The organism is Aeromonas sp. NJAU223 (assembly GCF_051125555.1).
GTDB classification, from domain to species: Bacteria; Pseudomonadota; Gammaproteobacteria; order Enterobacterales; family Aeromonadaceae; genus Aeromonas; species Aeromonas veronii_G.
Genome location: NZ_CP144204.1, coordinates 754,720 through 780,000 on the forward strand (window position 1 = coordinate 754,720; position 25,281 = coordinate 780,000).

General features: G+C 62.6%; 26 protein-coding genes (1 of these 26 only partly in view). 12 read left to right on the forward strand and 14 right to left on the reverse strand.

Translation table 11 applies throughout. The features are described 5' to 3' along the window. Positions 1–84 precede the first annotated feature (84 nt). From hpt to VZC39_RS03655, 4 genes are all read left to right on the forward strand, one after another. On the forward strand, positions 85–615 hold the full coding sequence (gene hpt, locus VZC39_RS03640) for a hypoxanthine phosphoribosyltransferase (protein WP_349921094.1): 531 nt from the start codon (positions 85–87) through the stop codon (positions 613–615). Positions 616–723: 108 nt separating this feature from the next. Further along, a complete protein-coding gene (locus VZC39_RS03645; RefSeq protein WP_434665782.1) occupies positions 724–1,641 on the forward strand; it encodes an ABC transporter ATP-binding protein in 918 nt (305 codons plus the stop codon). 46 nt (positions 1,642–1,687) lie between these two features. Further along, a complete protein-coding gene (locus tag VZC39_RS03650) occupies positions 1,688–2,461 on the forward strand; it encodes an ABC transporter permease (RefSeq protein WP_349922368.1) in 774 nt (257 codons plus the stop codon). Positions 2,462–3,429: 968 nt separating this feature from the next. Then, positions 3,430–3,720 (forward strand): hypothetical protein, encoded by a 291-nt coding sequence (locus VZC39_RS03655; protein WP_434665784.1) that lies wholly within the window; start codon positions 3,430–3,432, stop codon positions 3,718–3,720. Between the two features lie 84 nt (positions 3,721–3,804). Here the strand turns inward: VZC39_RS03655 and VZC39_RS03660 are convergent, their stop codons facing one another. The 9 genes from VZC39_RS03660 to thpR all read right to left on the reverse strand — a co-directional run bounded on the left by VZC39_RS03660 (position 3,805) and on the right by thpR (position 10,989). Continuing rightward, a complete protein-coding gene (locus VZC39_RS03660) occupies positions 3,805–4,152 on the reverse strand; it encodes a putative quinol monooxygenase (RefSeq protein ID WP_434665786.1) in 348 nt (115 codons plus the stop codon). An 86-nt stretch (positions 4,153–4,238) separates the two neighbouring features. After that, entirely contained in the window at positions 4,239–5,105 is an 867-nt protein-coding gene (gene panC / locus VZC39_RS03665; protein WP_434665789.1) for a pantoate--beta-alanine ligase, read from the reverse strand. A 104-nt stretch (positions 5,106–5,209) separates the two neighbouring features. Continuing rightward, entirely contained in the window at positions 5,210–6,004 is a 795-nt protein-coding gene (panB, locus tag VZC39_RS03670) for a 3-methyl-2-oxobutanoate hydroxymethyltransferase (RefSeq protein WP_434665792.1), read from the reverse strand. An 18-nt stretch (positions 6,005–6,022) separates the two neighbouring features. Further along, a complete protein-coding gene (folK, locus tag VZC39_RS03675) occupies positions 6,023–6,520 on the reverse strand; it encodes a 2-amino-4-hydroxy-6-hydroxymethyldihydropteridine diphosphokinase (RefSeq protein ID WP_349921101.1) in 498 nt (165 codons plus the stop codon). 9 nt (positions 6,521–6,529) lie between these two features. Next, positions 6,530–7,984: a polynucleotide adenylyltransferase PcnB gene (gene pcnB / locus VZC39_RS03680; protein ID WP_349921102.1), complete on the reverse strand. Its 1,455-nt coding sequence runs from the start codon at positions 7,982–7,984 to the stop codon at positions 6,530–6,532. A 116-nt stretch (positions 7,985–8,100) separates the two neighbouring features. Then, positions 8,101–9,021, reverse strand: coding sequence for a tRNA glutamyl-Q(34) synthetase GluQRS (gene gluQRS / locus VZC39_RS03685; protein ID WP_434665795.1), 921 nt, complete (start codon positions 9,019–9,021; stop codon positions 8,101–8,103). A 113-nt stretch (positions 9,022–9,134) separates the two neighbouring features. Then, positions 9,135–9,584: an RNA polymerase-binding protein DksA gene (dksA, locus tag VZC39_RS03690; protein WP_349921104.1), complete on the reverse strand. Its 450-nt coding sequence runs from the start codon at positions 9,582–9,584 to the stop codon at positions 9,135–9,137. 119 nt (positions 9,585–9,703) lie between these two features. Continuing rightward, positions 9,704–10,447 carry a DNA/RNA nuclease SfsA gene (gene sfsA / locus VZC39_RS03695; RefSeq protein ID WP_349921105.1) on the reverse strand — a complete coding sequence of 248 codons (744 nt, stop codon included), beginning with the start codon at positions 10,445–10,447 and terminating at the stop codon, positions 9,704–9,706. After that, entirely contained in the window at positions 10,444–10,989 is a 546-nt protein-coding gene (gene thpR, locus VZC39_RS03700) for an RNA 2',3'-cyclic phosphodiesterase (RefSeq protein ID WP_349921106.1), read from the reverse strand. Before thpR ends, sfsA begins: the two co-directional genes overlap by 4 nt. Positions 10,990–11,190: 201 nt before the next feature. On the opposite strand from thpR, the gene hrpB reads away from it, so the two are divergent. The 3 genes from hrpB (at position 11,191) to gloA2 (ending at position 16,481) form a co-directional block, all read left to right on the forward strand. Next, a complete protein-coding gene (gene hrpB, locus VZC39_RS03705) occupies positions 11,191–13,638 on the forward strand; it encodes an ATP-dependent helicase HrpB (RefSeq protein WP_349921107.1) in 2,448 nt (815 codons plus the stop codon). 73 nt (positions 13,639–13,711) lie between these two features. Beyond that, the gene (gene mrcB / locus VZC39_RS03710; RefSeq protein ID WP_434665799.1) at positions 13,712–16,039 is read left to right on the forward strand and encodes a penicillin-binding protein 1B; all 2,328 of its coding nucleotides are present in this window, start codon (positions 13,712–13,714) and stop codon (positions 16,037–16,039) included. A gap of 40 nt (positions 16,040–16,079) precedes the next feature. Then, the gene (gene gloA2 / locus VZC39_RS03715; RefSeq protein WP_434665802.1) at positions 16,080–16,481 is read left to right on the forward strand and encodes an SMU1112c/YaeR family gloxylase I-like metalloprotein; all 402 of its coding nucleotides are present in this window, start codon (positions 16,080–16,082) and stop codon (positions 16,479–16,481) included. Positions 16,482–16,570: 89 nt separating this feature from the next. Here gloA2 and VZC39_RS03720 read toward each other — a convergent pair whose 3' ends face one another. Then, entirely contained in the window at positions 16,571–16,891 is a 321-nt protein-coding gene (locus tag VZC39_RS03720) for an SMR family transporter (RefSeq protein ID WP_349921110.1), read from the reverse strand. Continuing rightward, entirely contained in the window at positions 16,879–17,280 is a 402-nt protein-coding gene (locus tag VZC39_RS03725) for an SMR family transporter (RefSeq protein ID WP_434665804.1), read from the reverse strand. The genes VZC39_RS03720 and VZC39_RS03725 overlap by 13 nt, the downstream gene beginning before the upstream one ends. Positions 17,281–17,436: 156 nt before the next feature. Between VZC39_RS03725 and VZC39_RS03730 the strand changes: the two genes are divergently transcribed. Beyond that, positions 17,437–18,318: a LysR family transcriptional regulator gene (locus VZC39_RS03730; RefSeq protein WP_434665806.1), complete on the forward strand. Its 882-nt coding sequence runs from the start codon at positions 17,437–17,439 to the stop codon at positions 18,316–18,318. A gap of 15 nt (positions 18,319–18,333) precedes the next feature. On the opposite strand, the gene VZC39_RS03735 is transcribed toward VZC39_RS03730, so the two are convergent. Beyond that, a complete protein-coding gene (locus VZC39_RS03735) occupies positions 18,334–18,855 on the reverse strand; it encodes a DUF2937 family protein (RefSeq protein WP_434665808.1) in 522 nt (173 codons plus the stop codon). Positions 18,856–19,050: 195 nt separating this feature from the next. Here VZC39_RS03735 and VZC39_RS03740 point away from each other — a divergent pair, with 195 nt between their 5' ends. Further along, positions 19,051–19,734: a phosphatase PAP2 family protein gene (locus tag VZC39_RS03740; protein WP_434665810.1), complete on the forward strand. Its 684-nt coding sequence runs from the start codon at positions 19,051–19,053 to the stop codon at positions 19,732–19,734. Between the two features lie 276 nt (positions 19,735–20,010). Beyond that, complete coding sequence (locus VZC39_RS03745) at positions 20,011–20,931, forward strand: TSUP family transporter (RefSeq protein ID WP_434665812.1); 921 nt, start codon at positions 20,011–20,013, stop codon at positions 20,929–20,931. 18 nt (positions 20,932–20,949) lie between these two features. On the opposite strand, the gene VZC39_RS03750 is transcribed toward VZC39_RS03745, so the two are convergent. Together VZC39_RS03750 and hemL are read right to left on the reverse strand one after the other, a co-directional pair. Further along, complete coding sequence (locus VZC39_RS03750; protein ID WP_349921116.1) at positions 20,950–21,771, reverse strand: hypothetical protein; 822 nt, start codon at positions 21,769–21,771, stop codon at positions 20,950–20,952. 269 nt (positions 21,772–22,040) lie between these two features. After that, on the reverse strand, positions 22,041–23,327 hold the full coding sequence (gene hemL / locus VZC39_RS03755) for a glutamate-1-semialdehyde 2,1-aminomutase (protein WP_349921117.1): 1,287 nt from the start codon (positions 23,325–23,327) through the stop codon (positions 22,041–22,043). Positions 23,328–23,548: 221 nt separating this feature from the next. On the opposite strand from hemL, the gene clcA reads away from it, so the two are divergent. Both clcA and VZC39_RS03765 read left to right on the forward strand, forming a co-directional pair. Then, positions 23,549–24,943, forward strand: a complete 1,395-nt coding sequence (gene clcA, locus VZC39_RS03760) for a H(+)/Cl(-) exchange transporter ClcA (protein WP_434665815.1) — start codon at positions 23,549–23,551, stop codon at positions 24,941–24,943. Positions 24,944–25,029: 86 nt separating this feature from the next. Beyond that, a protein-coding gene (locus VZC39_RS03765) for a DUF6776 family protein (RefSeq protein WP_434665817.1) crosses the window boundary here: on the forward strand, positions 25,030–25,281 show its start. Its footprint extends 441 nt past the window's final position; 252 of the gene's 693 nt are visible here — the first part of the coding sequence; the start codon lies at positions 25,030–25,032; its stop codon lies beyond the right edge, outside the window.

The window sequence follows — 25,281 nt, forward strand, 5'->3', positions numbered from 1 at the left end:
ACGCCTCGGGGCTGGAGTGATAGAATCCTCGGCTTTGATGTACATGAACGGCCAACGACCCGTTGGCCATTATTGGAGTAAGTGATGAAACATATCGTCGAGGTGATGATCTCCGAGGCTGACGTTGCCGCCCGGATCGCCAAGCTGGGTGAAGAGATCACCGCACGCTACCAGGGCTCCGATGAAGTGGTCATGATCGGCCTGCTGCGTGGCTCCTGCGTCTTCCTGGCCGACCTGTGCCGTCAGACCCAACTGCCCATCACTCTGGATTTTATGACTGCCTCCAGCTATGGCTCCGGCATGCACAGCACCCGTGACGTGCGCATCCTCAAAGACCTGGATGACGATATCAAGGGCAAGGATGTGGTGATCGTCGAGGACATCATCGATACCGGTTACACCCTCAACAAGGTGCGCGAGATCCTCTCCCTGCGTGAACCCAAGTCCCTGGCCATCTGCACCCTGCTGGACAAGCCGTCTCGCCGGGAAGTGCAGGTACCGGTGGACTGGATCGGCTTCTCCATCCCGGACGAATTCGTGGTGGGCTGTGGTATCGATTACGCCCAGAAGTATCGTAATCTGCCGTTCATCGGCAAGGTAGTTCCGCAAGAATAAGCAAGGCTCACAGTGGCAACGGCAGGGTGACAGCGTCATCGACTGCCTGCAGGCGGCCTTGGCCGCCTTTTCTGTCTCGAGATGGGCTCATCCATCACAGGGGTTGCAATGAACGCATTGGAAATCAGCGGTCTGAAGAAGACCTATCAGGGGGGCGTCGAAGCCCTCAAGGGCATCGATCTCTGCGTCAAGCAGGGGGATTTCTTCGCCCTGCTCGGCCCGAACGGGGCAGGCAAGTCCACCACCATCGGCATCATCAGCTCGCTGGTGAATAAAAGCGCCGGCAAGGTGAAGGTGTTCGGCCATGATATCGATGGCGAACTGGAGCTGGCCAAGGCCCAGCTCGGCCTGGTGCCCCAGGAGTTCAACTTCAGCCAGTTCGAGAAGGTGAGCCAGATAGTCATCCACCAGGCCGGCTTCTATGGCGTGCCGAACTCAGAGGCGAAGATCCGCGCCGAGAAGTACCTGCGTCAGCTCGATTTGTGGGACAAGCGCGACATGGCGGCCCGCACCCTGTCCGGTGGCATGAAACGACGCCTGATGATTGCCCGCGCGTTGATGCACGAGCCCAAGCTGCTGATCCTGGATGAGCCGACCGCCGGGGTGGATATCGAGATCCGCCGCTCCATGTGGCACTTCCTGCAGCAGCTCAACGAGCAGGGGGTCACCATCATACTCACCACCCACTACCTGGAAGAGGCGGAGATGCTGTGCCGCAACATCGGCATCATCGACAAGGGTCGGCTGATTGAAAACACCAGCATGAAGAACCTGCTGGGCAAGCTGGGTCGGGAGACCTTCATGCTGGACTTGGCCCCCGGCTCCGCCCTGCCCAATGTGCCCGAATTCCAGGGACGCATGCAGGATGAGCGCACCCTGGAGGTGGAACTGGACAAGAGCCAGTCCCTCAACAGCCTGTTCGAGCAGCTCTCCGCCCAGGGGGTGCAAGTACAGAGCATGCGCAACAAGGCGAACCGGCTGGAAGAGCTGTTCGTCAACCTGGTGGAAGAGGGGCGCAAAGCATGAGTTTCGAGATTGATCCCATCACCTTGCTGGAAGGGGTTTGTACAGCATGAATGCCAACACCTATTACATCGCTTTCAAGAGCATCCTGACCAAGGAAGTGGTTCGTTTCACCCGGATCTGGCTGCAGACCCTGGTGCCGCCGGCCATTACCATGAGCCTCTACTTCGTCATCTTCGGCAACCTCATCGGCTCGCGCATCGGTGAGATGGGGGGCTTCAGCTACATGGAGTTCATCGTGCCCGGCCTCATAATGATGTCGGTCATCACCAACTCCTACTCCAACGTCGCCTCCTCCTTCTTCAGTGCCAAGTTCCAGCGCAACGTGGAAGAGCTGCTGGTGGCACCGGTGCCGAACTACGTCATCATCGCCGGCTACGTGGGGGGCGGCGTCGCCCGCGGCCTCTGTGTCGGCTTCATCGTCACCCTGGTGTCCCTGTTCTTCGTACCGCTGCAGATCCACCACCTGTTCAGCGTCTTCATTACCGTGTTGCTGACCGCCATCCTCTTCTCTCTGGGGGGGCTCATCAACGCCGTGTTCGCCAAGACCTTCGATGACATCAGCATCATCCCGACCTTCGTGTTGACACCGCTCACCTACCTTGGTGGCGTCTTCTACTCCATCACCCTGCTGCCGCCATTCTGGCAGGGGGTTTCTCAGGTGAACCCCATCATCTATATGGTGAACGCCTTCCGTTACGGCTTCCTCGGTATCTCCGACGTGCCGCTCGGCACCGCCTACCTCATCATCATCGGCTTCATCGTGGCCCTCTATGGCCTGGCCTGGTGGCTCATCTCTCGCGGCACTGGCTTGCGACACTGAGTGACTGAGCATAAAAAGGCGCCATTGGCGCCTTTTTATTATGTCCATGTAAGGCTCCACGCTCGCGTTCTCATACCTCGTGATATAGCCATATTGATTGATGGTGGATGTAGAAGAAAGCAGGTGAGTTGATATCTTGATTAACCCCTTGCATGTCGAATTATTTTACTGAACATCACTTCCCGCTTTACCCGATATATCTATAACCTCTTTGTGCGATATGGGATTTAAAATCCCTCCACCTTCTTTTAATATCTGTTACTTGGTTTTGTTTTTCTTGTGCATGACGACATGATAGTCTCGGCATCATAGTTATTGCGATGCTTGTGTTTATAGGGTGAAACACAACATAAAGACTTAGCAATTTTACAGACATAGTATTCACTATATTTGATAATTCCATCTGGACTGATTAATAAGGTGGCACGCTTTTTATTAAAACATTTACAACAAATGCATGACGAAACGCTCGCATTCATGGTGCATCGGTTTTCCGAATTTCATCTTGAACAAATCCATGGCCTTGGTCAGAAAGCCAAGAGCAGGAAAAGTCTCTGGCGGCAGGGAGGTGATACCTCATGACGATGGAGCGGGAAGGGGCTGGAGCGGTGCAGCCATACTAGATGCGTGCAAATGATACCTGTTTCAGTCAGCACAGGCACTGGGCGGGGCCAAGCCTTGGTGCGCATTATCTCACCGGATTTTGATGCAGAACAAAACAGCCTCACCATGGTTGATAATAATGGGATCCTGAATATTGCCGACACGGCCCTTATTCTGTTGCCCATGTTCGGGAGCCGCATTACCTGATAACCCATAGAAGCACATACTTGTCTGGTGTATGCATGCCTCATTTTCTGTCTGAGATGGCAGGACGGTTTGGTGTCCATTATTTGTCACGGCATGACAGCACCAGCCTCGAGATAGTCTGTGAGATCACTTTATTTTAATGTTCATTGGAGAGATAAATGAGAAATGGAATTGTTTGCGGTGCCATCCTGTTGGCTATTACCGGTAGCGCCACCGCGGTCAGTGCTGGATATCATGTGCTGGAAGAATCAAAAATAAAGCTGATGTCTATAAATAGCGAACAATGTTCAGTTAATCTTGAGTCAAACAAAATTTATAAAGTGAAATGCGGAGAAAGCTTTCAGCGTTTTCGTGCCGGTGATGATGTGAAGGTGCTGGACGGCGAGAAGGGGCTGGCGCTGTATAATATTTCAAACGACCTGCTGGTGGGGGCTGCCGAAGTGCAGTGACGCACCACAGTTCACCTGATGACCAGACACCGGCCTTGCGCCGGTGTCTGCATATTCAGCCGGTGTGATGGTCATCCAGGCGGATCAGAAGACGGGGGCGTCGTACTGCACCGGCTCGTCGCTGTAGACGCAGACATTCCACTTGGCGGCCAGCCCGTCATCGGCGAGGCAGTAGCGCTCGAAGAAGGCCTTGATCTCGGCCCGCTGGCAATGGGCCTCGAAGCTTGCCATGTCACGCCAGATCTCGTTGAAGACGATGGGGAAGCTCTCACCCTCGGCGAAGGGACTCGGGATGTGGCGAGTGACGATGTACTGCTGGCAGCCATCTTCGCGCAGGGTGTTGGGCTCCAGACTCTGCAGTACCTGGAACAGGGTCTGCTCCTTGCCCGGCTTGGGCTGGAACTGGGCGATGCAATAAACCTTCTTGGACATGGTCTCTCCTTGGGATAAGGCGCAGTGATGGTGGGCGATGGGGCTATTGATGGGATGGCCGCACCTGAGCACGGCCATCGGACGCATCAGCTGGGTTCAGCGTGGGCAAGCGTGACGACTCGGTTGTCGATGAGGCGAGCCTTGCCGAGATAAGCGGCCATCAGGATCACCAGTTGCTGGCTGTCGCCGGTTGCCGCCTCCAGGGTTGCCGCATCGACGATGTCGATGGCATCGGTCCGAAAACCTGCGTTGTCCAGACGCTGACTGGCCTTGGCCACCAGGGAGGGCAGGTGATGCTCTCCCGCCTCGATCTGCTCGGCTACCCAGTTCATGGTGCGGGCAAGCTCGGGGGCCAGAGCACGCTCGGCAGCGGTGAGGTAGCCGTTGCGTGATGACAGGGCCAGCCCGTCTTCGGCACGTACCGTGGGCACACCGACGATCTCGATAGGCATGGCCATGTCATCCACCATCTTGCGGATCAGTGCGAGCTGCTGGTAGTCCTTCTGGCCGAAGCAGGCCACATCCGGTTGCACCAGGTTGAACAGCTTGGTGACCACAGTGCTCACCCCGCGGAAGTGCCCCGGACGCAGCGCTCCTTCCAGCAGACTGGAGAGGCCGGGCACCTCGACGAAGGTCTGGCTGGCGAGACCATGGGGATACATGAGTTCCGGGGTCGGGGTGAACACCAGATCCACACCGGCGGCCTGCAGGGCGGCGCAGTCCTGCTCCAGGGTGCGGGGGTAGTTGGCGAGGTCTTCGGCCTTGTCGAACTGCAAGGGGTTCACGAAGATGCTGACCACCACCTTCTCACCGTGGCTGCGGGCCTCGTTGACCAGGGTCAGATGGCCCTGATGCAGGTTGCCCATGGTGGGGATGAATGCGATGGCACGACCTTCACGGCGCCACTGACCGATCTGCTCGCGCAGGGCGGCGGGATTATTAACGACGAGCATCAATAGTTCACCTTCGGATAGATCCAAGAGAATGGGTTGAATGGGTTATCGGCAGATGGCGAAACGGGGGCCATGGCCCCCGCTCGCGTCCCTGAGGCCGGCTGTCAGTTGAAGCAGTGCTCCGGGCCCGGGAAGGTGCCCTCGCTGACCTCTTTCACATAGAGGCGGATGGCAGCATGCATGTCGCCGGTCTCGGCCAGGAAGTTCTTGGTGAACTTGGGCACATAGCCGGAGGTGATGCCGAAGGCGTCGTGCATGACCAGGATCTGGCCATCGGTGGCGGGGCCCGCACCTATGCCGATCACCGGGATGCGCAGTGCCTTGGTGATGCGCTCGGCCAAGGCGACCGGCACGCATTCCAGCACCAGCAGCTGGATGCCGGCAGCTTGCAGCTCCAGGGCCTGGCGGTAGATCTCCTGAGCGTGATACTCATCGCGTCCCTGCACCTTGAAGCCGCCAAACACGTGTACGGATTGCGGGGTCAGCCCCAGGTGACCGCATACCGGCACGCCGTTGCGGGTCAGATGGCGGATGCTCTCGCAGAGCCAGTCGCCCCCTTCCATCTTCACCATGCGGGCACCTGCGGCCATCAGCCGGGCGGCGTTCTGGTAGGTCTGCTCCGGAGTGGCATAGCTCATGAACGGCATATCGGTCACCACCAGCGCCTTGCTGGTGCCACGCACCACGCAGCGGGTATGGTAGACCATCTCGTCCATGCTGACCGCCAGGGTGTCTTCACCACCCTGCAGCACCATGCCGAGGGAATCGCCGATGAGCAATACCTGTGCACCCTCGTCGTCAAACAGCTTGGCGAAGGTGGCGTCATAGGCGGTGATGGCGGTGATTTTCTGGCCGTCCTGCTTCATCTTCATCAGGCCGGTGGTTGTGATCTTGCTCATTGCGTTGCTCCTACTTCTCTACTCATCCGTGGCACCGGCAAGGATCGACAGACCATTGCGCGGGCAGCGGGCAACCAGTTCGGCGAGCGGGGTGCCACAGGGCAGCACCAGGTCGGGCGCCAGTTCGGCGAGGGGCAGCAGGACGAACTCCCGCTCCTTCATGCCGTAGTGGGGGACAATCAGGCGTTCATGCTGGATGACTTGCTCACCATAGAGCAGCAGATCCAGATCCAGGGTCCGCGGACCCCAGCGCTCGTCCTTGCGCACACGTCCTTGTTCCAGCTCTATTTTCTGCAATTGATCCAGCAAGGCCAGGGGGCCGAGCCGGGTCTGGAGTCGCACCACGGCATTGACATAGTCCGGCTGATCCGCCGGGCCCATGGGGCGACTGCCGTAGAGGTGCGAGGCCTGTACCAGGTTAGACTCCGGCAACGCCATCATTGCTCTGATGGCCCGCCTGGCCTGGGCGAGAGGATCCCCCAGGTTGGAGCCGATAGCGACGAAGACCTCGATCATGGGACTGGCTTACTCGGCGGCTTTGGGCTTGCGGCGACGGGGGCGGCGGCGATTGCGGCTGTTGCTGCTGCGTTTCTCACCGCTGCGCTCTCCTGCCGGTGCGCGCTCACCGCGTCCCGCGTCCCGTTGCAACTGCGGGCGCACGTCCGGGTTGGCGGCTACGTAGCGTTCCCACCAGCTGGCGAGTTCGCCCAGGCCCCGCTCGACCCGGTTGCGCAGCAACAGGAAGTCGAAAGCTGCGCGGAACTTGGGATGCTCCATGGCGCGCTCGGGATGACGGCCCTGGCGACGGGTCAGTCGCTGTTGCAGTGCCCAGATGTCGCGCACGTCCGTGGTGAAGCGGCGCGGCACCGCGATGATCCGCACCTGGGCATCCAGCACCTCGTTGATGGCCAGCATGAAGGCGTCGTACCAGGGCAGGCCGCTCTCGTTCTCCAGCACCCGGCCACGGGCTTCGACGGCGCCCCACAGCAGGGTGGCGTAGAGGAAGGCTGGGCTGACCCGCTTCTCCTCACGGACCCGGTTGTCGGTATCGATCAAGGCCTGTTCGATGAACTGCTCGTAGGGAGAGTTGCCATGGGGGGTGAACAGGGCGGCGACCTGGGGGAACAGGGGCTGGAACAGACCGTATTCCCGCAGGAGCTTGTAGGTGGCGAGGCCGTCGCCGGCGAGGAACAGCTTGAGAGTTTCCTCGAACAGGCGGGCCGCCGGAATGTCTTGCAGCAGGGGCGCCAGCTCCTTGATGGGGGCGGCGGTGCGAGGGCTGATGTGCATGTCCAGCTTGGCGGCGAAGCGCACGGCGCGCAGCATGCGCACCGGATCTTCCCGATAACGGGTCTCGGGATCGCCGATCAGTTCCAGCTTGCGCTCGGCCAGATCCTCGATGCCCCCCTCGAAGTCGTGCAGGGTAAAGTCCCTGGCGCTGTAGTAGAGGGCATTGACGGTGAAGTCGCGGCGCTCGGCATCCTCTTCGATGGTGCCGTAGACGTTGTCCCGCAGCAGCATGCCTTCATCAGACTGGGCCGACACGTGCTTGCTGGTATTGACCTGATGGTGGTGACCCCGGAAGGTGGCCACTTCGATCACGTCACGACCAAAGACGATGTGAGCCAGGCGGAAGCGGCGGCCGATCAGGCGGCAGTTGCTGAACAGTGCCTTGATCTGTTCCGGCGTCGCGTTGGTGGCGATGTCAAAATCCTTTGGCGTCTTCCCGAGCAGAATGTCACGGACGCCGCCACCCACCAGGTAGGCGTCATAGCCTCCCTTGTTCAGGCGGTAGAGCACCTTGAGCGCGTTCTCGCTGATCTCTTTGCGCGAGATGGGGTGCTGGTCACGGCTCAGGATGCGGCGCTGGCCGGCGACATGGGTCGGCAGGCTGGATTCCATCGACTGCTCGCCGTCTTCCTTGCCGAGCACCTTGCGGCAAAAGTTTGCGATCTGGGAAAAAATGGTACACCTCTTCATGACTTCAAATTGACGGGAGGCCAAAAAATAGCGGCCTATCATAGCTCAGGCCTGGCCAAATGCGAAACTATGTGGTCTGCGCACCGGATACGGCGCTGACCTGCTGGCCGACTGGGTCAGGTATCCGGCTTGTTGCCCCCAAACAGAATGGTCGGCTGATGGGGCACCCGTGCCAACTGCCAGTGGGCTATTCCCCAGGCAATCATCTGCGCAACGGTTCCCTCGGCCAGCTCGGGAGGCGGGTTTTGGCCGAGGAATGCGAGGGCCTGCCAGAGGGCGGGTCTCACCTCATCGAGCGCCAGGGCCGGGGCGTGATTCTGCTTGGAGAGCTTGTGGCCATCGGCCAGCACCGCCAGCGGCAGATGCACCCAGGCGGGCACCGGCGCCCCCAGCATCTGGTAGAGCGCAATCTGGCGCACCGTGGGCTCCAGCAGATCGGCGCCCCTGACGATCTCTGTGATGCCGCAGTCCATGTCATCCACCACCACCGCCAGGTTGTAGGCGTAGAGCCCGTCCCGGCGGCGGATGATAAAGTCCTCCTCCGCCAGGGCCGCCGGCACCGAGATCCGGCCCTGCAGCGCATCCTCGAAGTGATAGACGGGCTGGCGCTGGCGCAGGCGGGCGGCGCAGCCGGAAGCCGATAAGCCCAGCTCCCGGCAATGGCCGCCATAGAAACCGCCGGCGGCCATGATCTCGCGCCGGGTACAGCGGCACCAGTAGAGGTGGCCGGCCCGATAGAGCCCCTCGATGATCTCGTCATAACGCCCATGGCGCAGGCTCTGATAGACAACCTCCCCATCCCACTCGAGGCCATGGGCCTCCAGTGTGCGGAGAATGAGGTCGCTCGCGCCGGCCATCTCCCGCGGCGGATCGATGTCCTCGATGCGCACCAGCCATTTTCCTTGCCGGGATCTCGCCTGCAGAAAGCTGCCAAGGGCCGCCACCAGGGATCCAAAGTGGAGCGGGCCTGACGGCGAGGGGGCGAAGCGGCCGATATAGGGGCGAGTCGGGGGCGTAGGGGTGGCAGTGGTGGGCATGATCATCGGGGAAAGCTGAATAATGAGACCGCATTCTGGGCCGCACCCGGCAAAATCACAATAAAAAAGGGAGCTCGCAAGCTCCCTTCTGTGATTCACCTTGATGGTCGGCCTCAGCCTGCCATCTGTTTTTCCTTGATCTCGGCCAGCGTCTTGCAGTCGACACAGAGGTCGGCGGTCGGACGGGCTTCCAGACGACGGATGCCAATCTCGATACCGCAATGCTCGCAGTATCCGAAGTCATCGTCTTCGAGCAGCAGCAAGGTCTTCTCGATCTTCTTGATCAGTTTGCGTTCACGGTCGCGGGTACGCAGCTCGAGCGCGAACTCTTCTTCCTGCGCGGCGCGATCGACGGGATCCGGGAAATTGGCAGCCTCATCCTTCATATGGTCAACGGTGCGGTCAACTTCCTGCATCAGTTGGTTACGCCAGGCTCCCAGGATCTTGCGGAAATGAACCTTCTGTTGGTCATTCATGTACTCCTCGCCAGCTTTCATCTGGTAAGGCTCGACACCCGCAATGGCCAGGGGGCCCAGAGATTTCCTGTTTTCGCCTGTTGGCATGCCCTGTCTCCTAATTCAGCACGCGACTCGTGCCATCCATAAATTGAGGGCGGTATCTATAGCAGAAGGGTAACCCGTAGGCAAACAAGCCATACCAATATTGTTACCCATTCCAGCATTTATTTGCAGCCCTCGGGTTGCAGGTGGTCAGATTCAAACGGGATAAAGTCTTGAGCCACCATGCCTCGCACCCCAACATGGGGGCGATAGCATAAAATTTCAACCCCCGCCGCCATTGCCTGTTCAATGAGCAGACTATAGTGCGGATCGATGTGCGTTGCCGGGCGCATCCGCGCAATCCCCGAATGCAACACCATGAATAACAACACAGCTCTGTGCCCCGCCGCCTTCATGGCCATCAGTTCACGCAGATGTTTGGCTCCCCGGGTCGTCACCGCATCGGGGAAGTAACCCATGCCGGTCTGCTCCCGTTCGTCCAGCAGGGTGACGGATTTCACCTCGATGTAGCAGCTGGGCCTGTCATCGTCCTCCAGCAACAGGTCGATGCGGCTGTTCTCTTCCCCGTATTTCACCTCGGTCCGCAGCCTGGCATAACCGGCAAGGGGGGCCAGCGCCCCCTGCTCGATCAACTCGCGGGCAATCTGGTTGGCGCGGGCGGTATTGACGCAGATGAAATGGCCCGCCGGACTCTCGGCAATCTCCCAGCTGTGAGCCAGCTTCCGCTTGGGATTGTCGGAGGTGGAGTACCAGACCCGGGTGCCCGGATCGGCGCAGCCGGTCATGGCGCCGGTGTTGGCGCAATGGATGGTGATGGTCTCGCCATCGTCCAGTTGCACATCGGTCAGGAAGCGTTTGTAGCGGCTGATGAGCTGCCCGCATTGCAGGGGGGGATCGAAAATCATGGGGTCAGCTCCTCGGGTTTTTGTTCCTTGATGCGAGCCCGCAGGGGCCAGCAGGCGATGGCTTCATAGCTGACCCCGTCCGGGGTGCTCACCGAGCGATAGAGGCAGAACCGCTCCGCCTGCAGCACGAAGACCGGCGCAGGCAGATCATTGGGGGCTTCCCCCGCCTTGCGCGACAGGGTGACATGGGGGCGATAGCCCTGTTCCCCGTTGCCGAGCCCCAGCTTCTCGCCGTGACGGCGCAGGGCCCGGGCCAGCACGTTCAGCTCGTTGGGCCACTCCCTCGGCCCTACCCAGGCGGCCTTGGCGCGGGCGAACCAGCCGGTCTGATCGAGCCGGACGGCAAAGGGCGGGCAGTGCTGCTGTCCGGCGGCGGCAATCAGGCGCTCCTGGGTCTGCTCGTCGGTTTCTCCGAGAAAGGCCAGGGTGAGGTGCAGGTTCGCCGCCGGGACCGGCAGACCGGGCCAGGGACGCTCTGCGCGCCAGGCGGCCAGCTCGGCAGCCAGCTCGGGCAGGGGCAGGGCGAAGAAGAGTTTGGACATGGGGGGAGTCGGTCCTCGTGATGCGCAGGTAGGAGCCCATTCTATGGCAGTGGACGGGGGAATGTCTTGCCGACGCCAGTCATCGCCATGCACGGGAGGGAGGGGAGAGGGATGGCTTCGACGCCATGCGCTTACAGCAGACCCCTTGCTATGGCAGAATGGACACCGTTTTTCATGTCGCCACAGAAGGTTGTCGCCGTTTTGTCCCAACTCCCCATCGTTTCGGTGCTCCCCGAGCTGTTTGATGCCATCGATAGCCATGCCAGCGTGATCCTGCAGGCGCCCCCCGGCGCGGGCAAGTCGACCCTGCTGCCCCTGGAGCTGGTACGCCAGCACCGGCTGCCCGGTCGGATCATCATGCTGGAGCCCCGCCGGCTGGCGGCACGGAACATCGCGAGCTTTCTGGCTCGCCAGCTGGGGGAGAAGGTGGGGGAGCGCATCGGCCTGCGGGTGCGGGGGGAGAGCCGTACCAGCGCCGCGACCCGGCTCGAGATAGTGACCGAAGGGGTGCTGACCCGGATGCTGCAGCAGGATCCGGAGCTCGCCGGGGTGTCGCTGGTCATCTTCGACGAGTTTCACGAGCGCAGCCTGCATGCGGATACCGCCCTGGCCTTCGCCATCGAGAGCCAGCAGGGACTGAGGGACGATCTCAAGCTGCTGATCATGTCCGCCACTCTGGATGGCATGGCGCTGGAAGCCTTGCTGCCGACAGCTCCCGTCATCCGCTCAGAGGGGCGCGGCTTTCCCATCGACTATCACTACCGCCCCGCCAACCGCCAGCAGTGGCTGGAGCCGCAGGTGGGCGTCGTAGTGCTTGAAGCGCTGGCTGCACATCCCGGCAGCGCCCTGGTGTTTCTGCCGGGGCAGGGGGAGATAGAGCGACTGGCGCAATGGCTGGAGGGGCGGCTGCCTGATGATGTGCGCCTCGCCCCCCTCTATGGCCGCCTCGACATCAAAGCCCAGCAGGCCGCCATCGAACCGGCACCGGCGGGCAGCCGCAAGCTGGTACTCACCACCAATGTGGCGGAGACCTCCCTCACCATTGAAGGGATATCGATTGTCATCGATAGCGGGCTGGAGCGGCGTGCCTCCTTCGATCTCAAGAGCGGGGTCACCCGGCTGGAGACCCGCCAGATCGCCAAGGCGTCCGCCACCCAGCGGGCGGGGCGGGCGGGCCGCTTAGGCCCGGGTATCTGCTACCGGCTCTGGAGTGCCGAGGTGCAGGAGCGCCTCGCCGAGCAGAGCCCGCCAGACATCCTGACCCAGGAGCTGACCGGCCTGCTGCTGGACGCCGCCCAGTGGGGGGCCAGGGTCGAGAGCCTGCCGCTGCTGGACCCGCCACCCGCGGCGGCGGTGGCCAGTGCCCAGCGACTGCTGGCCTCCCTCGGCGCGATGAAAGCGGATGGGGAGCAGCAGCTGACCCCGGCCGGCCGCGCCATGGCGGCCCTGGGGACCCATCCCCGGTTGGCGCGCATGTTGCTGCGGGCCCGTGAGCTCGAGGCCGAGGGTCTGACAGGGATTGTCGCCGATGCCGCTTTCCTGGTGGCGCTGCAGGAAGAGGATCTGCGAGGATCCGAGCGTCTGTCCGTGCTGTTCCAGCGCCGCCAGAGCGCCTTGCGCCAGGGCGCCGCCCGCTGGTTTGATCGCCTCGGCGTGCGCCCCTCCACCGCCAGGGGGGAGTGGCTCGGGCTGCTCTGCGCCCTCGCCTGGCCGGACAGGATCGGCAAACTGCGCAGCGGCAATCGCTATCAACTCAGTGGTGGGGTGAGCTGCGATCTGGTAGAAGGTCATCCCTGTCAGGGGCAAGCAGCGCTCGTCTCCATCGAGATGGGCCAGAACGAGCGTGGCAGCCGCATCTTCATCGCCGAACCCGTGGAGCTGGATGAGCTGGTGCGCCAGCTGCCTGAACTGGTCAGCGAACGCCAGTGGTTCGACTGGGATGAACGGGAGGAGCGGGTGCGGGCCGAGCGCCAGCAGGTACTCGGTGAACTGGTGCTGAGCCAGCGCCCCCTCACGGATCTGTCGGACGAGCAGAAGGGGCGCTGCCTGCTGCAGGGCATTCGTCGCAAGGGACTGCACGTGCTGCCCTGGGACGAGAGTAGTGAAGGGCTGCTGGCCCGGCTGCGCTGCGCCGCCGACTGGTTGCCGGAGGAGGGCTGGCCTGCCATGGATGAGAACAGCCTGCTGGCAACGCTGGAAACATGGTTGCTGCCGGCACTGAGCGGCATGACGAGGCTGGAGCAGCTCAAGCGTCTCAACCTGGCGGAGCTGCTGCGCCAGTCTCTGCCCTGGCCCCTGCCAAAGCGGCTGGACGAGGCGTTGCCGAGTCATTTCCAGGCCCCCACCGGCAGCCGGGTGCGCATCCGCTATGAGCCGGGTCAGGCACCGGTGATCCCGGTGCGGATCCAGGAGATGTTCGGTCAGGCCAGCACGCCCTGCGTGGCCGATGGCCGGGTGGCCCTGGTGGTGGAGCTGCTCTCCCCGGCCCAGCGGCCACTGCAGATCACCGCGGATCTCGCCGCCTTCTGGGCGGGCTCCTACGAGCAGGTGAAGAAAGAGATGAAAGGGCGCTACCCGCGTCACTACTGGCCGGACAATCCCCTCGAGGCGATGCCGACCAGAGTGACCAAGAAGAAGATGGGATTGTAGAGCCGATTGACCAGGCGCAATCGGACGTTCGCGAAGGCGACAACACAAGCAGGAAGGAAAGCAAAGAGGATTTATGGCAACCCAACGACGCAAGCGCGCGCCCAAGAAGGCCGCGCCCAACAACACCATCTGGCGCAAGCTGTTCTGGCTTGGCTTCAAACTCTCGCTGGTGGTGGGCGCCTTCATGGTGGTATTCGGTATCTATCTCGATACCAAGGTGCGCGAGCGCTTCGATGGCGAGAAGTGGCAGCTGCCGGTGATGGTTTACAGCCGTCCGCTGGAGCTCTACCCCAGCCAGCGTCTCTCCCAGGCCCAGATGCTGCGCGAGCTGAACATGCTGAGCTACAAGCAGGTGCGCCAGCCCCACACCCCGGGTGAGTATGCGGTCAATGGCAACAAGATTGACCTGATCCGCCGCCCGTTCGCCTTCCACGACGGCGCCGACGGTGCCCGCGGCCTGCGCCTGACCTTCAACGGTGCGCGGCTGGACGGGATCCTGGCGCTCGAAAACCAGCGCCAGCTCGGTTATGCCCAGATGGACCCGGTGCTGCTGGACCGGCTGAACACCGAGGATCGGGAGGATCGCCTGCTGGTGCGCATCGCCGAGGTGCCAGACAGCCTGCTGGTCACCCTGCTCACCACGGAAGACAGGGACTTCTATCAGCATGGCGGCGTCTCCCCCGTGGCCATCATGCGCGCCATGGCGGCCAACGTGTTGGCGGGGCGCACCGTGCAGGGGGGCAGTACCCTCACCCAGCAGCTCGCCAAGAACTTCTTCCTGACCCGTGAGCGCAGTCTGTGGCGCAAGGTGCAGGAAGCCTATATGGCGGTGCTGATCGACTACCGCTACAGCAAGGACGAGATCCTGGAGGCCTATCTCAACGAGGTCTACCTCGGCCAGAACTTCTCCCAGGGGGTCTACGGCTTCGGGCTCGCCTCCTATTTCTACTTCGGCATCCCGGTCAACGAGCTGGACATCGATCAGGTGGCCCTGCTGGTGGGCATGGTGAAGGGCCCTTCCTATTACGATCCCTGGCGCTTCCCGGAGCGGGCCAAGGCCCGGCGGGATCTGGTGCTGAAATTGCTGATGGATCACGGCAGCCTGACCCAGCCCGAGTATGAGCTGGCCAGCAAGCAACCCCTTGGCATCATCACCCGTGGCCAGATGAGCTATGGTCGTACCCCGGCCTTCATGGGCCTGCTCAAGCGGGAGATCCAGAGCCGCTTCGGCCCGGATCTGCTCAAGCAGTCCGGCCTCAAGATCTTCACCAGCCTGGATCCCATCGCCCAGCACGCCGCCGAACAGGCGGTGGAGTCGGGGCTTGCCACCATCGAGAAGCAGCGTGGCAAGAAGAAGCTGGAGGCGGCCATGGTGGTCTCCGACTGGCACAAGGGGGAAGTGGTCGCCATGGTGGGGGGCCGGGATCCGCGCTACGCCGGCTTCAACCGCGCGCTGGATGCCCGTCGCCAGATCGGTTCCTTGGTGAAACCCGCCGTCTACCTGACCGGCCTCTCCAATGGCCTGACCCTGGGTACGCCGCTCAAGGATCAGCCGATCCGCATCCGCGGCCAGGATGGCCAGATCTGGACACCCCAGAACTACGATCGCAAGTTCCGCCAGAGCGTGCCCATGATGGAGGCGCTGGCGAGCTCCCTGAACGTGCCGACCGTCAACCTCGGCATGCAGGTGGGGCTCGACAAGGTGGTGGATACCCTGCACAAGCTCGGGGTCACCCAGGAGATCCAGCCCTACCCGTCCCTGGTGCTGGGGGCCGTGGCGCTCTCTCCCATGGAGGTGAACCAGATGTACCTGCCCATCGCGAACCAGGGGCTGACCCAGCCACTGTCGGCCATCCGCGCCGTGGTGAACGGCGATGGCAGCCAGCTCTATCAGCATGATGAGGCCGCCAAGCGGGTCACGGATCCCCAGGCGAGCTGGCTGACCCTGTTCGCCATGACCAAGACGGTGAGCCAGGGCACGGCACGGGCCCTCGGGGCCAAGTTCCCCGGCGCCACCATGGCCGCCAAGACCGGGACCACCAATGAACTGCGGGACTCCTGGTTCACCGGGCTCGACAACAACGAACTGGTGAGCATCTGGGTCGGTCGTGACGACAACACCCCGGCCGGGCTGACCGGTGCCAGCGGTGCCCTGCAACTGTTCAGCGGTTACATGAGCCAGCGCGGGGTCAACAGCCTGAGCCTGAACATGCCGGAGGGGGTGAGCTGGGCCAGCTTCTCCCGCACCAGTGGTGCCCGGGTCACCAGCGACTGCCCCGGCAGCCTGCAGGTGCCGGCCAAGCTGGCAGGACTGGGGGAACCCATGAGCTGCGCCGCCCCGGTGGCGAACCCGAGCCCGACCAACGCCCTGGACAACTGGTTCAACGGTTTCTTCAACTAAGGAAACGGGCGGCCTGGCCGCCCGTTTTGATGGAGTCGGTATGACGATACCCCTGCTCGGCGGCATCCACCATGTGGCCATCATCGCCAGCGACTATGCGCGCTCGCGCCGCTTCTATCACGAGGTGCTGGGACTGCCCATCATCGCTGAGACCCTGCGCGAAGCCCGCCAATCCTGGAAACTGGATCTGGCCCTGCCGGACGGTAGCCAGCTCGAGCTGTTCAGCTTCCCCGCGCCGCCGCCGCGCGCCTCGAGGCCCGAGGCCTGCGGCCTGCGCCATCTGGCCTTTCGGGTGGCGGATCTGGAGCGGGTCATCGCCCATCTGCAGAGGCAGGGGATCGAGGTGGAAGCGGTGCGGGTGGACGAGCTGACCGGTCGGCGCTTTACCTTCTTCGCCGACCCCGACGGCCTGCCGTTGGAGCTCTATGAGGCAGAGAGTTAGACTGCCTGCTGCAATCTGAGCGATCGTTTTGACTGTTTAAAAGCCGCCCGGCAAACCGGACGGCTTTTTTCATGAGCTTTTGGCGTGGATCATGCGGTGGTCAACAGGGCTACCGCCACCGCCATCACCAGGATCCCGGCCCAACCGATGGGTTTGAGCCGCTCCCCGAACAGCAAGAGGCCGCCAAGGGCGGTGCCGAGGATGCCGATGGCTCCCCAGGTGGCGTAGGCGATGGCGAGATCTATCTTGCCGGTGCTCACCGCCTCGGAGAGCAGGGTGAAGGCGCAGAGCACCAGCAGGATGCCGAGAAAGCCCCAGCCCTTGTAGCGAAATCCCACCGAGCGGTTGATGGCCATGTTGGCGCCAATGTCCAGCAGGGCGGCGCCGAGCACGATGATCAGCGGGTGCATGGGGCCTCCCCAATCTGACGCGGTGCGGGGGCTGAGGTCGGCTCATCATGGCTCTCACCCAGGGTCACCATAACAATCCCCACTATGGCCAGCGCGAGCCCGATCAGCTCCTGGGTGCTGATGCGGTACTCCAGGAACAACACGGAGACCAGGGTGATCAAGGCGATCCCCAGTCCTTCCCAGAGGGCGAACGCGATACCAATGGAGATTGTTTTGGCGGCTTTGGCCAACATCAGGTAGGAGAGGGCGATGAGCGCCCACATGGGCAGGTAGTTGAGCCAGCCCGCGCCATTGTCCGCGATGAGGGTCATGGAGGAGGTGCCGGCGACCTCGGTCAGGATGGCGCCGGTCAAAAACATCCGGGCCAATAACATACGACTGATTGACATAAAACGTCCTTCTGTGACTTCGACCCGGCAAGGATAGCCGGGGCCTTGGCCCCGTCGGGAATCGCTCAGCGTCGATAAACCAAACGCTGCGGGTTTGCCTTGTGCGCAAGGGGCGGGCTAAGGTAAAGACCGGATCCTCTGCACGCCAACACCTTCATGAAACTCAATCAGATAAAACTCTTTGTTGAATCAGCGGAAAGTGGTTCCATTGCCAATGCTGCCCGCCGTCTTGGCAAGAGTCGCAGCGCGGTCAGCACGGCCATTGCGGCACTGGAGCTGGAGCTTGGCGTCGAGCTTTTTGAACGTGGGGCGAATCGCAGTCGATTGACCGAGATCGGGGAGCTGGTGCTGGATGACTGCAAGCGACTGCTGCAGGCGGCCAACAGCCTGCAGCTCAAGTGCGAGCATCACGCCTCCGGCGCCGAGGTGGCGCTGCGGGTGGCGCGGGACGACGCCATCCCCGAATCGGTCTGGCGGGACATGCTGGGCACCCTGCGTCGCCAGTTCCCCGGCACCAGCATCTCCCTGGTGCTGGCCTCGCCCCCCGAACTGCCATCCCTGGTGGAGGAGGGGTTCGTGGATGCGGCCTTCGGCCTCATCACCGAGGAGCAGGAGCGCAGCGGCCTGTGCATCGATGTGCTCAGCCCCATCCGTACTCTGATGGTGGTGGCCCCGAGCCACCCCCTGTCCAGCCTGAAACGGGTGTTGCAGCAGGATCTCAGCGGCCACACCCAGGTGACCCTCTCCTACGTCGACGAGTTCTCGGTCAAGAGCCTGCTGCCCATCGGCGGCCAGCACATCGGCCTGTCCAGCTTCGAGCTGATGCGGGACGCCGTGCTGGATGGGCTGGGGTGGGCCGTGCTGCCCTCGCCGCTGATCCAGGGTCAGTTGCGGCAGGGCGATCTGTTGACCCTGAAGCACAAGTTCAGCCTGCAGTGGCGGGACTACGGCGTCTATCTGTCGGAAAGCGCCCACCACGGCAAGGTGCTGGCCTGGTTGAAGAAGGCGATCCAGGCCTATCTCGAACCCTTCGAGTAGGCCGGGAGAGGGGCGTCAGCGATAGCGGGGGGCAGGCTGGCGCGAGCGAAACGGCAGCAGGATGATGCCGAGCAGCAGATCCCCGAGCAGGGCGGCGATCAGGCCAACGGCGAGACCACAGCCGATGGCGGCCTGCTTGAGCGGCACCACATAGCTGTAGTTGTGCAGGGTATCCTGCCAGAGCAGGGGATCCGGTTGCAGCAGCAGGTGGGAGAGCTGTCGGAGCCAGGGTTTATCCTTGATGGCGAGCTCCTGCTGCAGGTGGCGCTGCTGGCTCACCAGCAGCTTCAGGCTGTCGGCATCCTGGGTGAAGACCGGATCCTGACTGGCGCCGTAGTGGGCGATCAGGGCCTGCAGATCCCCACCGAAGTGCTGATCCGCGGTCCCCTGGAAGGGGGCCAGGCTGAGGTTGGCCTGCTGCACCCGGGCATCCAGCCGCTGGAAGTAGAGATCGATCAGACCCGGGATCTGGACCCCAGCCAATAATCCCAGTGCAAACAACATCATGCGAAGGTAGCTGCGCATCATCATCATCATCCTGAATGAAGGGATTCACATACTAGCCGCAAGCCGCTGGCGCGCCAAGCCGAGCACTGCCAGTTTGGGAGCCGACATGGGATCTGTGGAAAAAGATTCGCTAGAGTATCTTTCTGACATTAACTTTTACATTTTTGTGATTCAGATCTCGAATAATCTACTTTAAAATAAGGTTTTTCTGAAGGAAGGCTCGGCATGAGCAAGTTCATACCTTTCTATCTGGTCGGGGGGCTGATCGCCCTCAGTTGGGGCGCCCTGCCGGGCCACGGCCCCTGGGATCACTGGGATCTCACCACCTTCCTGCGGGTCAATGGCTGGCTCGCCGACTCCGCACGCTGGGCGGATCTGGTGGCCATCACCAACAACCGCCTGTTCGATCTGGTGGCCTTGGCCTGCATGGGGCTGATCCTGGCCATCTGCTTCTTCCGTGCACAGGGGCAGGAGCGCCGTCGGCTGGTGGCTATGGGGGTCGTCATGCTGCTGGGGGCCCTGGTGATCAACCAGTTTGGCCACCTGCTGCCGGTCAGTCGCCCCAGCCCCACCCTGATGGTGGAGGGGGCGCTGCGGGTGACCGAGCTGAGCGCCATCCCGACCAAGGATTCCTCAAGCGACAGCTTCCCCGGTGATCACGCCCTCTTCCTGATGATCTTCGCCGGCTTCGCCCTGCGCTACCTGCCGCGCTGGGCCGGCGTCATCGCCCTGCTGATGGTGCCCCTGTTCTCGGCCCCCCGCATCCTGGCCGGGGCTCACTGGCTGACGGATGTCTATGTCGGCGCCCTCTGCCTGGCTCTGCTCTGTCTGCCCCTCTTGCTGCTGACGCCCTTGTCGGATCGCATGATCGCGCGCATCGCCCCCAGGCTGCCCGGCTGGCTGGGCTGACAGACCCGGCATCGGATGGCTGGCAATAAAAAAGAAGGCAGGGAAACCTGCCTTCTTTTGCTTATTTCCATCGGCGGCTGTGGTCGTCGCGAAATGACCATGACTACGGCCGATGACCCCGGGCTTGCGCCCTCATGGGCAAGTATGGGCAGCGCCGTTCGAGTTCGCATACTCACCCTGGGATCAATCCCGTCGATGGGGCCGGACTGGTGGGCCCACGCCATATTGTCGGGGGCGGCGCGCCATTGACATCGCCGCCTCTTTTGGAGAACGCCAATGCTAATCAATCTGTTGCGTCTGCTGTTCATCGGCTGCGCCCTGGTCTTCATCTTCATGCTGATCCACGCCTGGTGGCACAAGCGGCGCAGGGGGGAGCTCGAGTCCACGCCGTTCTGGCCGGTGGCGGGCATCGGTTTTGTCGCCAACTTCCTCGATACCCTGGGGGTGGGCAGCTTCGCGGTGAAGACCGCCTGCTACAAGCAGTTCAAGCTCATCGACGATCGTCTGCTGCCGGGCACCCTCAACGGTCAGTGCGTGCTGCCGACCGTGACCCAGTCCCTCATCTTCATCGGCGTGGTCAAGGTGGACCCCCTCACCCTCATCAGCATGATGGCGGCGGCCGCCGCGGGAGCCGCCTGGGGGGCGAGCCGGGTCGCCGGCTTCGATAGGCAGACCATCCGGCTGGTGATGGCGGTCTCCCTGCTGGTGGTGGCCGGGCTCATCTTCGCCGGCCTGCTGGGGCTCTTCCCCCTCGGTGGCGAGGCCATGGGGCTGACCGGCTACAAGCTGGGGATTGCCCTGGCTGGCAACTTCCTCTTCGGGGTCTTGATGAACGTCGGCATCGGCCTGTTCGCCCCCTGCATGACCCTGGTCTACCTGCTGGGGATGAACCCCATGGCGGCCTTCCCCATCATGATGGGCTCCACCGCCGTGCTCAGCGTCTTCTCGGCGGGCACCTTCATCCGGAGGGGAGCATTTGATGCCAAAGCCGTGCTGGCGGTGGCCATCTTCGGCCCTCTCGGCGTGGTGCTGGGGGCCCAGCTGGTGCAGTCCATGGACATGGAGATGCTCAAATGGCTGGTGGCCCTGGTGGTCATCTACACCTCCTGGACCATGTACGCCTCCTGGCGGGCGGGGCGGCGCCAGCCCGCTAGCCCGTTACCGGCTCAGCACGGGCTGAGCGAGGCTCCCCGCTAACCTTGTTGCGGGGAGGGATCACCTCCCGCGCCGAAAGCCGGTGCGCCGTCGCGAAAGCCCGGCTCCCGGCTCGCCACCACTCGTCAGGGGACGCTGGCTGGAGGCGACCAGGGCCGCCTCCGCCTTGGCGCCGAGAAACACGTAGAGCCCGAGCGCCAGCAGCAGTCCCACGGCGCAGGCCATCACCCCCACCGCCGGCCAGAGCAGCTCGACCTGGCCGAGAGACCCCTTGAACAGCAACAGCAGCCCCTCGATGGAGACCGCGATCAGGATGGCGGCGATGAAGCGGGTGATGGTGCGGCGAATGGCGCTGTGGCGGAAGATGTCCTTATGGAGCAGTACCTCCTCCTCCAGTATGGTCTTGCCGAGATCGAACACCGCCAATGCCAGGGTCAGGAAGATGATGGCGCTGAAGGCGCCGAGCCGGTTTGGCTGGGTGCCGCACAGCAGCAGGTAGAGCTGCTCAAGTCCGTGCCAGATCAGGGTGGCGACGATGAGAAACAGCGCAAGGCTCAGCACCACGTAGACGGCCCTGAACCAGGGGATGGCGCGGCGCCGCTCTCTGTCTCCCATCAGCCAGGCGATCAGCTGATGCAGGTTGATGCCAAGCTCACGGCCATGGCCCTGCACCACCAGTCTGAGCTGCCCCTGGGGGGCGGGGATCGGAGCCAGGATGGTGGCGTTTGCCTGGGGCAGGGGCGTGCTCTGCACGCTCTGCACGAAGGGATAGGCCTTGAGGGACTCCGGGGGGAGGTTGAGTAACCCCAGCAGCAGGGGGGCCAGCTCGGTTTCGTACTCCTGATAGCGCCGCAGCACATCGATGGGGCTCATCTCTGCCATACACACCTCGGTCAAGTGGGCTCCTGGGGGCGCGGTTCACCCGGGATGCCGTGAACCGCCTCCAGCAATCTGGTGCAAATAGTGGGCCTGCTTTATGACAGCCGTGGTGGCGCTGCTTGCACCAGTGCATGGCAAACCCGAAGGGGAGGAGGAGAGGCGTGCACCACAAGGGGGCATGCAATCAGGATCCTGTGCGGGCTAGCCGCACAGGCAAGAAGAAGGGCCCCGCAGGGCCCTTCTTTATTTGGACGGGTTTATATGGACCGGGATCAGCCCGCCAGCTTGGCGAAGCTGCGCTCGGCGGCGGCCAGGGTGTGGGCTATCTCCTTGTCACCGTGGGCCAGGGAGAGGAAGCCCGCCTCGTAGGCGCTCGGCGCCAGGTAGACACCCTCTTCCAGCATGAGGTGGTAGAAGCGCTTGAAGCGTTCCATGTCGCAGCGGGTCACCTGCTCATAGCGGGTGATTTCGGCTTCATCGGTGAAGAAGAAACCGAACATGCCACCCACCTGGGTGACGGCGAGCGGGATGCCGTGTTTGGCGGCGGCGGCCTTCAAGCCCTCCGCTATCTGGGCTGTCTTGGCGTCGAGCCGCGCATAGAGGCCGGGTTCTTGCAGCAGATCCAGCATGGCCAGACCCGCGGCCATGGCCACCGGGTTGCCGGACAGGGTGCCCGCCTGGTAGACGGGGCCGGTCGGGGCGATGTGCTGCATCACCTTCTTCTTGCCGCCGAAGGCGCCCACCGGCATGCCGGCCCCGATGATCTTGCCGAGGGTGGTGAGATCCGGGTCAATGTTGTAGTGGCCCTGGGCGCCGCCGAGGGCGACCCGGAAGCCAGTCATCACTTCGTCCAGGATCAGCAGGGCGCCGGCTTCGTCGCAGATGGCGCGCAGCCCTTCCAGGAAGCCAGGCATCGGCGGGATGCAGTTCATGTTGCCGGCCACCGGTTCGACGATGATGCAGGCGATGTCGCTGGCGTACTGGGCGAAGACGTCCCGCACCGAATCCAGATCGTTGAACACGCAGGTGAGGGTGTGTTTGGCAAAGTCCGCCGGTACGCCCGGGCTGTTCGGCTGACCCAGGGTGAGGGCGCCGGAGCCGGCCTTCACCAGCAGGGAGTCGGCGTGGCCGTGGTAGCAGCCCTCGAATTTGACGATCTTGTCGCGGCCGGTGTAGCCGCGGGCCAGGCGGATGGCGCTCATGGTCGCTTCGGTGCCCGAGTTCACCATCCGCACCTGCTCCATGGAGGGGACTAGCTGGCGCACCTTCTCCGCCATGCGCACCTCGATCTCGGTGGGGGCGCCGTAGCTCAGCCCCTTCTCCACCGCCTGGATGACGGCGGCCTTGATGGCCGGGTGGTTGTGACCCAGCAGCATGGGGCCCCAGGAGCCGATATAGTCCACATAGGCCTGACCATCCACATCATAGAGATAGGCACCGTCGGCACTCTCGATGAAGCGGGGCGTGCCACCAACCCCGTTGAAGGCGCGGACCGGGGAGTTGACGCCACCCGGAATGGTCTGGCGGGCCTGTTCAAACAGCTGATCTGATTTTGACATGGATCATCCTTAATGGGATTTTGGTGGTCGTACCGGGAAAGGTGGCCGAATGCGGCTCGGCAGCCTGCGGGTGGTGGAGTATGCTTTGCGCTCTCATTACCCGGGCCGCTGGCCTGCCCCGTGGCACATTAAACGGGCCGACTATAGCAGAAAGGCCCTGTGCTGGGCAGTCGAGCCGGGACCGGGTGTTGTCAAACCTTGCTGGATGAATATGGTTTCTCATGGCGCAACAAGCTCCCTCTTCTTCTGATAATCCGTTGCCTGGGCACAGACCCGTCTTTCAACGCCTTATTTTGCAGGACAAGATGCCGCTACTGGTGCTGCTGTTGGCCGCCCTGTTGGGTCTCCTGGCGGGCCTGGTGTGTGGATTGTTTGAGTCCGGCGTGCACTGGATGATCTCCTTGCGGGTCACCCTGCTGGCGGACAGGCCCTGGTGGCAACTCATCGGGCTAGGGTTCGGTTTCAGCGCCCTGCTCGGCATGGTCGGCTACTTTCTCACTCATGCCTTCGCTCCCGAGGCGGGGGGATCCGGCATTCCCGAGATCGAGGGAGCCATGGACGAGCTGCGGCCGGTGCGTTGGTGGCGGGTACTGCCGGTCAAATTCTTCGGTGGCATCTGCACCTTGAGCTCCGGCATGGTGCTGGGACGGGAGGGACCCTCGGTACAGATCGGCGGCAACCTCGGCAAGATGGTGGCGGATATCTTCCGTCTGCCCAAGGAACATGGACATGCCCTGCTGGCGGCGGGTGCCGCCGGGGGGCTGGCGGCAGCCTTCAATGCGCCACTCGCGGGCATACTGTTCGTGATGGAGGAGATGCGCCCCCAGTTTCGCTACTCCTTCCTCGCCATTAAGGCGGTGGGGATCTCCGCCGTCATGGCGACCCTGATGCTGCAAAACATGAAGGGACAGGCGCCGGTGATAAGCCTGCCTCATTACGACGCCCCGGCCCTGAAGGCGCTCTGGCTCTTCCTCTTCATGGGGGCCTGCTTCGGCGTGCTGGGTTTTGTCTTCAACAAGCTGGTGCTGGCCTGTCAGGACGGTTACCTCGCCTTGCACCAGAACAAGCGCCATCGCTTCGTCGCCATCGGCATGCTGGTGGCGGGCACCTTCGGCGTGCTGTCGCTGTTCGTGCCCTCGGTGACCGGTGGCGGCACCGAGCTCATCCCGCACCTGATGGGGGGTGAATATGCCATGGCCACCCTGTTCCTCATCTTCACGGTGCGCCTCATCGCAACGCTCATCTGCTTTTGCTCCGGCGCCCCCGGCGGTGTCTTCGCGCCCACCCTGGCCCTCGGCACCCTGTTCGGGGTGGTGTTCGGCCATATCTTCCACGCGGCTTTCCCGGACCTTGGCATTGAACCCGGTGCCTTTGCCATCGCCGGCATGGGGGCGCTGTTTGCCGCCACCGTGCGCGCCCCCATCACCGGCATTGTGCTGGTGACCGAGATGACCGACAACTATCAGCTGATCCTGCCCATGATGATCACCACCATCGGCGCCACCCTGGTGGCTCAGTGGTTGGGGGGGCGGCCCATCTATTCCCAGATCCTGGAGCGAACTTTACGGCTGGCTGCGCGTCAAAAGCGGGGTGAGAGTAGTGTGACTGTTGGTTAACCCCTTGTTTGTTCACATCAATCAATTGATGTCGCATATAGTGAAGGGAAGAGGCCGCAGTGTGGCGCAGTAATAGAAGAGGCCCTATGTCCCAAATCGTGAAGTTATTGGTGGTGCTGCTGGTGGGGGGGCTCATCGGGTATGTGATCGGCAATCGGCAGGAGTTGGCCCAGAGTAGCCTCTTGACGGTGCAGCAGGAGACCCTGGCGCGCCAGAGCAAGGCCATCGGTCAACTCAAGACGGATCTGGGGATCAAGGATACCCTGCTGGCGACCCAGAAGGCGGCCTTCGAGCAGTTGCAGCAGACTCTCAAGGATCAGGAGGCGCAGGTGCAGGAG

Bases quoted from the DNA above. Each gene is read 5' to 3' on its own strand.
- VZC39_RS03750 (WP_349921116.1), bottom strand. From the start codon at position 21,771: ATGGCAGAGATGAGCCCCATCGATGTGCTGCGGCGCTATCAGGAGTAC.
- VZC39_RS03735 (WP_434665808.1), bottom strand. From the start codon at position 18,855: ATGATGATGATGATGCGCAGCTACCTTCGCATGATGTTGTTTGCACTG.
- mrcB (WP_434665799.1), top strand. From the start codon at position 13,712: ATGGCAACCCAACGACGCAAGCGCGCGCCCAAGAAGGCCGCGCCCAAC.
- panC (WP_434665789.1), bottom strand. From the start codon at position 5,105: ATGCTCGTCGTTAATAATCCCGCCGCCCTGCGCGAGCAGATCGGTCAG.
- hemL (WP_349921117.1), bottom strand. From the start codon at position 23,327: ATGTCAAAATCAGATCAGCTGTTTGAACAGGCCCGCCAGACCATTCCG.
- VZC39_RS03645 (WP_434665782.1), top strand. From the start codon at position 724: ATGAACGCATTGGAAATCAGCGGTCTGAAGAAGACCTATCAGGGGGGC.
- VZC39_RS03650 (WP_349922368.1), top strand. From the start codon at position 1,688: ATGAATGCCAACACCTATTACATCGCTTTCAAGAGCATCCTGACCAAG.
- gluQRS (WP_434665795.1), bottom strand. From the start codon at position 9,021: ATGCCCACCACTGCCACCCCTACGCCCCCGACTCGCCCCTATATCGGC.
- VZC39_RS03660 (WP_434665786.1), bottom strand. From the start codon at position 4,152: ATGTCCAAGAAGGTTTATTGCATCGCCCAGTTCCAGCCCAAGCCGGGC.
- thpR (WP_349921106.1), bottom strand. From the start codon at position 10,989: ATGTCCAAACTCTTCTTCGCCCTGCCCCTGCCCGAGCTGGCTGCCGAG.
- sfsA (WP_349921105.1), bottom strand. From the start codon at position 10,447: ATGATTTTCGATCCCCCCCTGCAATGCGGGCAGCTCATCAGCCGCTAC.
- VZC39_RS03740 (WP_434665810.1), top strand. From the start codon at position 19,051: ATGAGCAAGTTCATACCTTTCTATCTGGTCGGGGGGCTGATCGCCCTC.
- hpt (WP_349921094.1), top strand. From the start codon at position 85: ATGAAACATATCGTCGAGGTGATGATCTCCGAGGCTGACGTTGCCGCC.
- VZC39_RS03655 (WP_434665784.1), top strand. From the start codon at position 3,430: ATGAGAAATGGAATTGTTTGCGGTGCCATCCTGTTGGCTATTACCGGT.
- pcnB (WP_349921102.1), bottom strand. From the start codon at position 7,984: ATGAAGAGGTGTACCATTTTTTCCCAGATCGCAAACTTTTGCCGCAAG.
- dksA (WP_349921104.1), bottom strand. From the start codon at position 9,584: ATGCCAACAGGCGAAAACAGGAAATCTCTGGGCCCCCTGGCCATTGCG.
- VZC39_RS03720 (WP_349921110.1), bottom strand. From the start codon at position 16,891: ATGCACCCGCTGATCATCGTGCTCGGCGCCGCCCTGCTGGACATTGGC.
- clcA (WP_434665815.1), top strand. From the start codon at position 23,549: ATGGCGCAACAAGCTCCCTCTTCTTCTGATAATCCGTTGCCTGGGCAC.
- VZC39_RS03745 (WP_434665812.1), top strand. From the start codon at position 20,011: ATGCTAATCAATCTGTTGCGTCTGCTGTTCATCGGCTGCGCCCTGGTC.
- gloA2 (WP_434665802.1), top strand. From the start codon at position 16,080: ATGACGATACCCCTGCTCGGCGGCATCCACCATGTGGCCATCATCGCC.
- VZC39_RS03730 (WP_434665806.1), top strand. From the start codon at position 17,437: ATGAAACTCAATCAGATAAAACTCTTTGTTGAATCAGCGGAAAGTGGT.
- panB (WP_434665792.1), bottom strand. From the start codon at position 6,004: ATGAGCAAGATCACAACCACCGGCCTGATGAAGATGAAGCAGGACGGC.
- VZC39_RS03725 (WP_434665804.1), bottom strand. From the start codon at position 17,280: ATGTCAATCAGTCGTATGTTATTGGCCCGGATGTTTTTGACCGGCGCC.
- folK (WP_349921101.1), bottom strand. From the start codon at position 6,520: ATGATCGAGGTCTTCGTCGCTATCGGCTCCAACCTGGGGGATCCTCTC.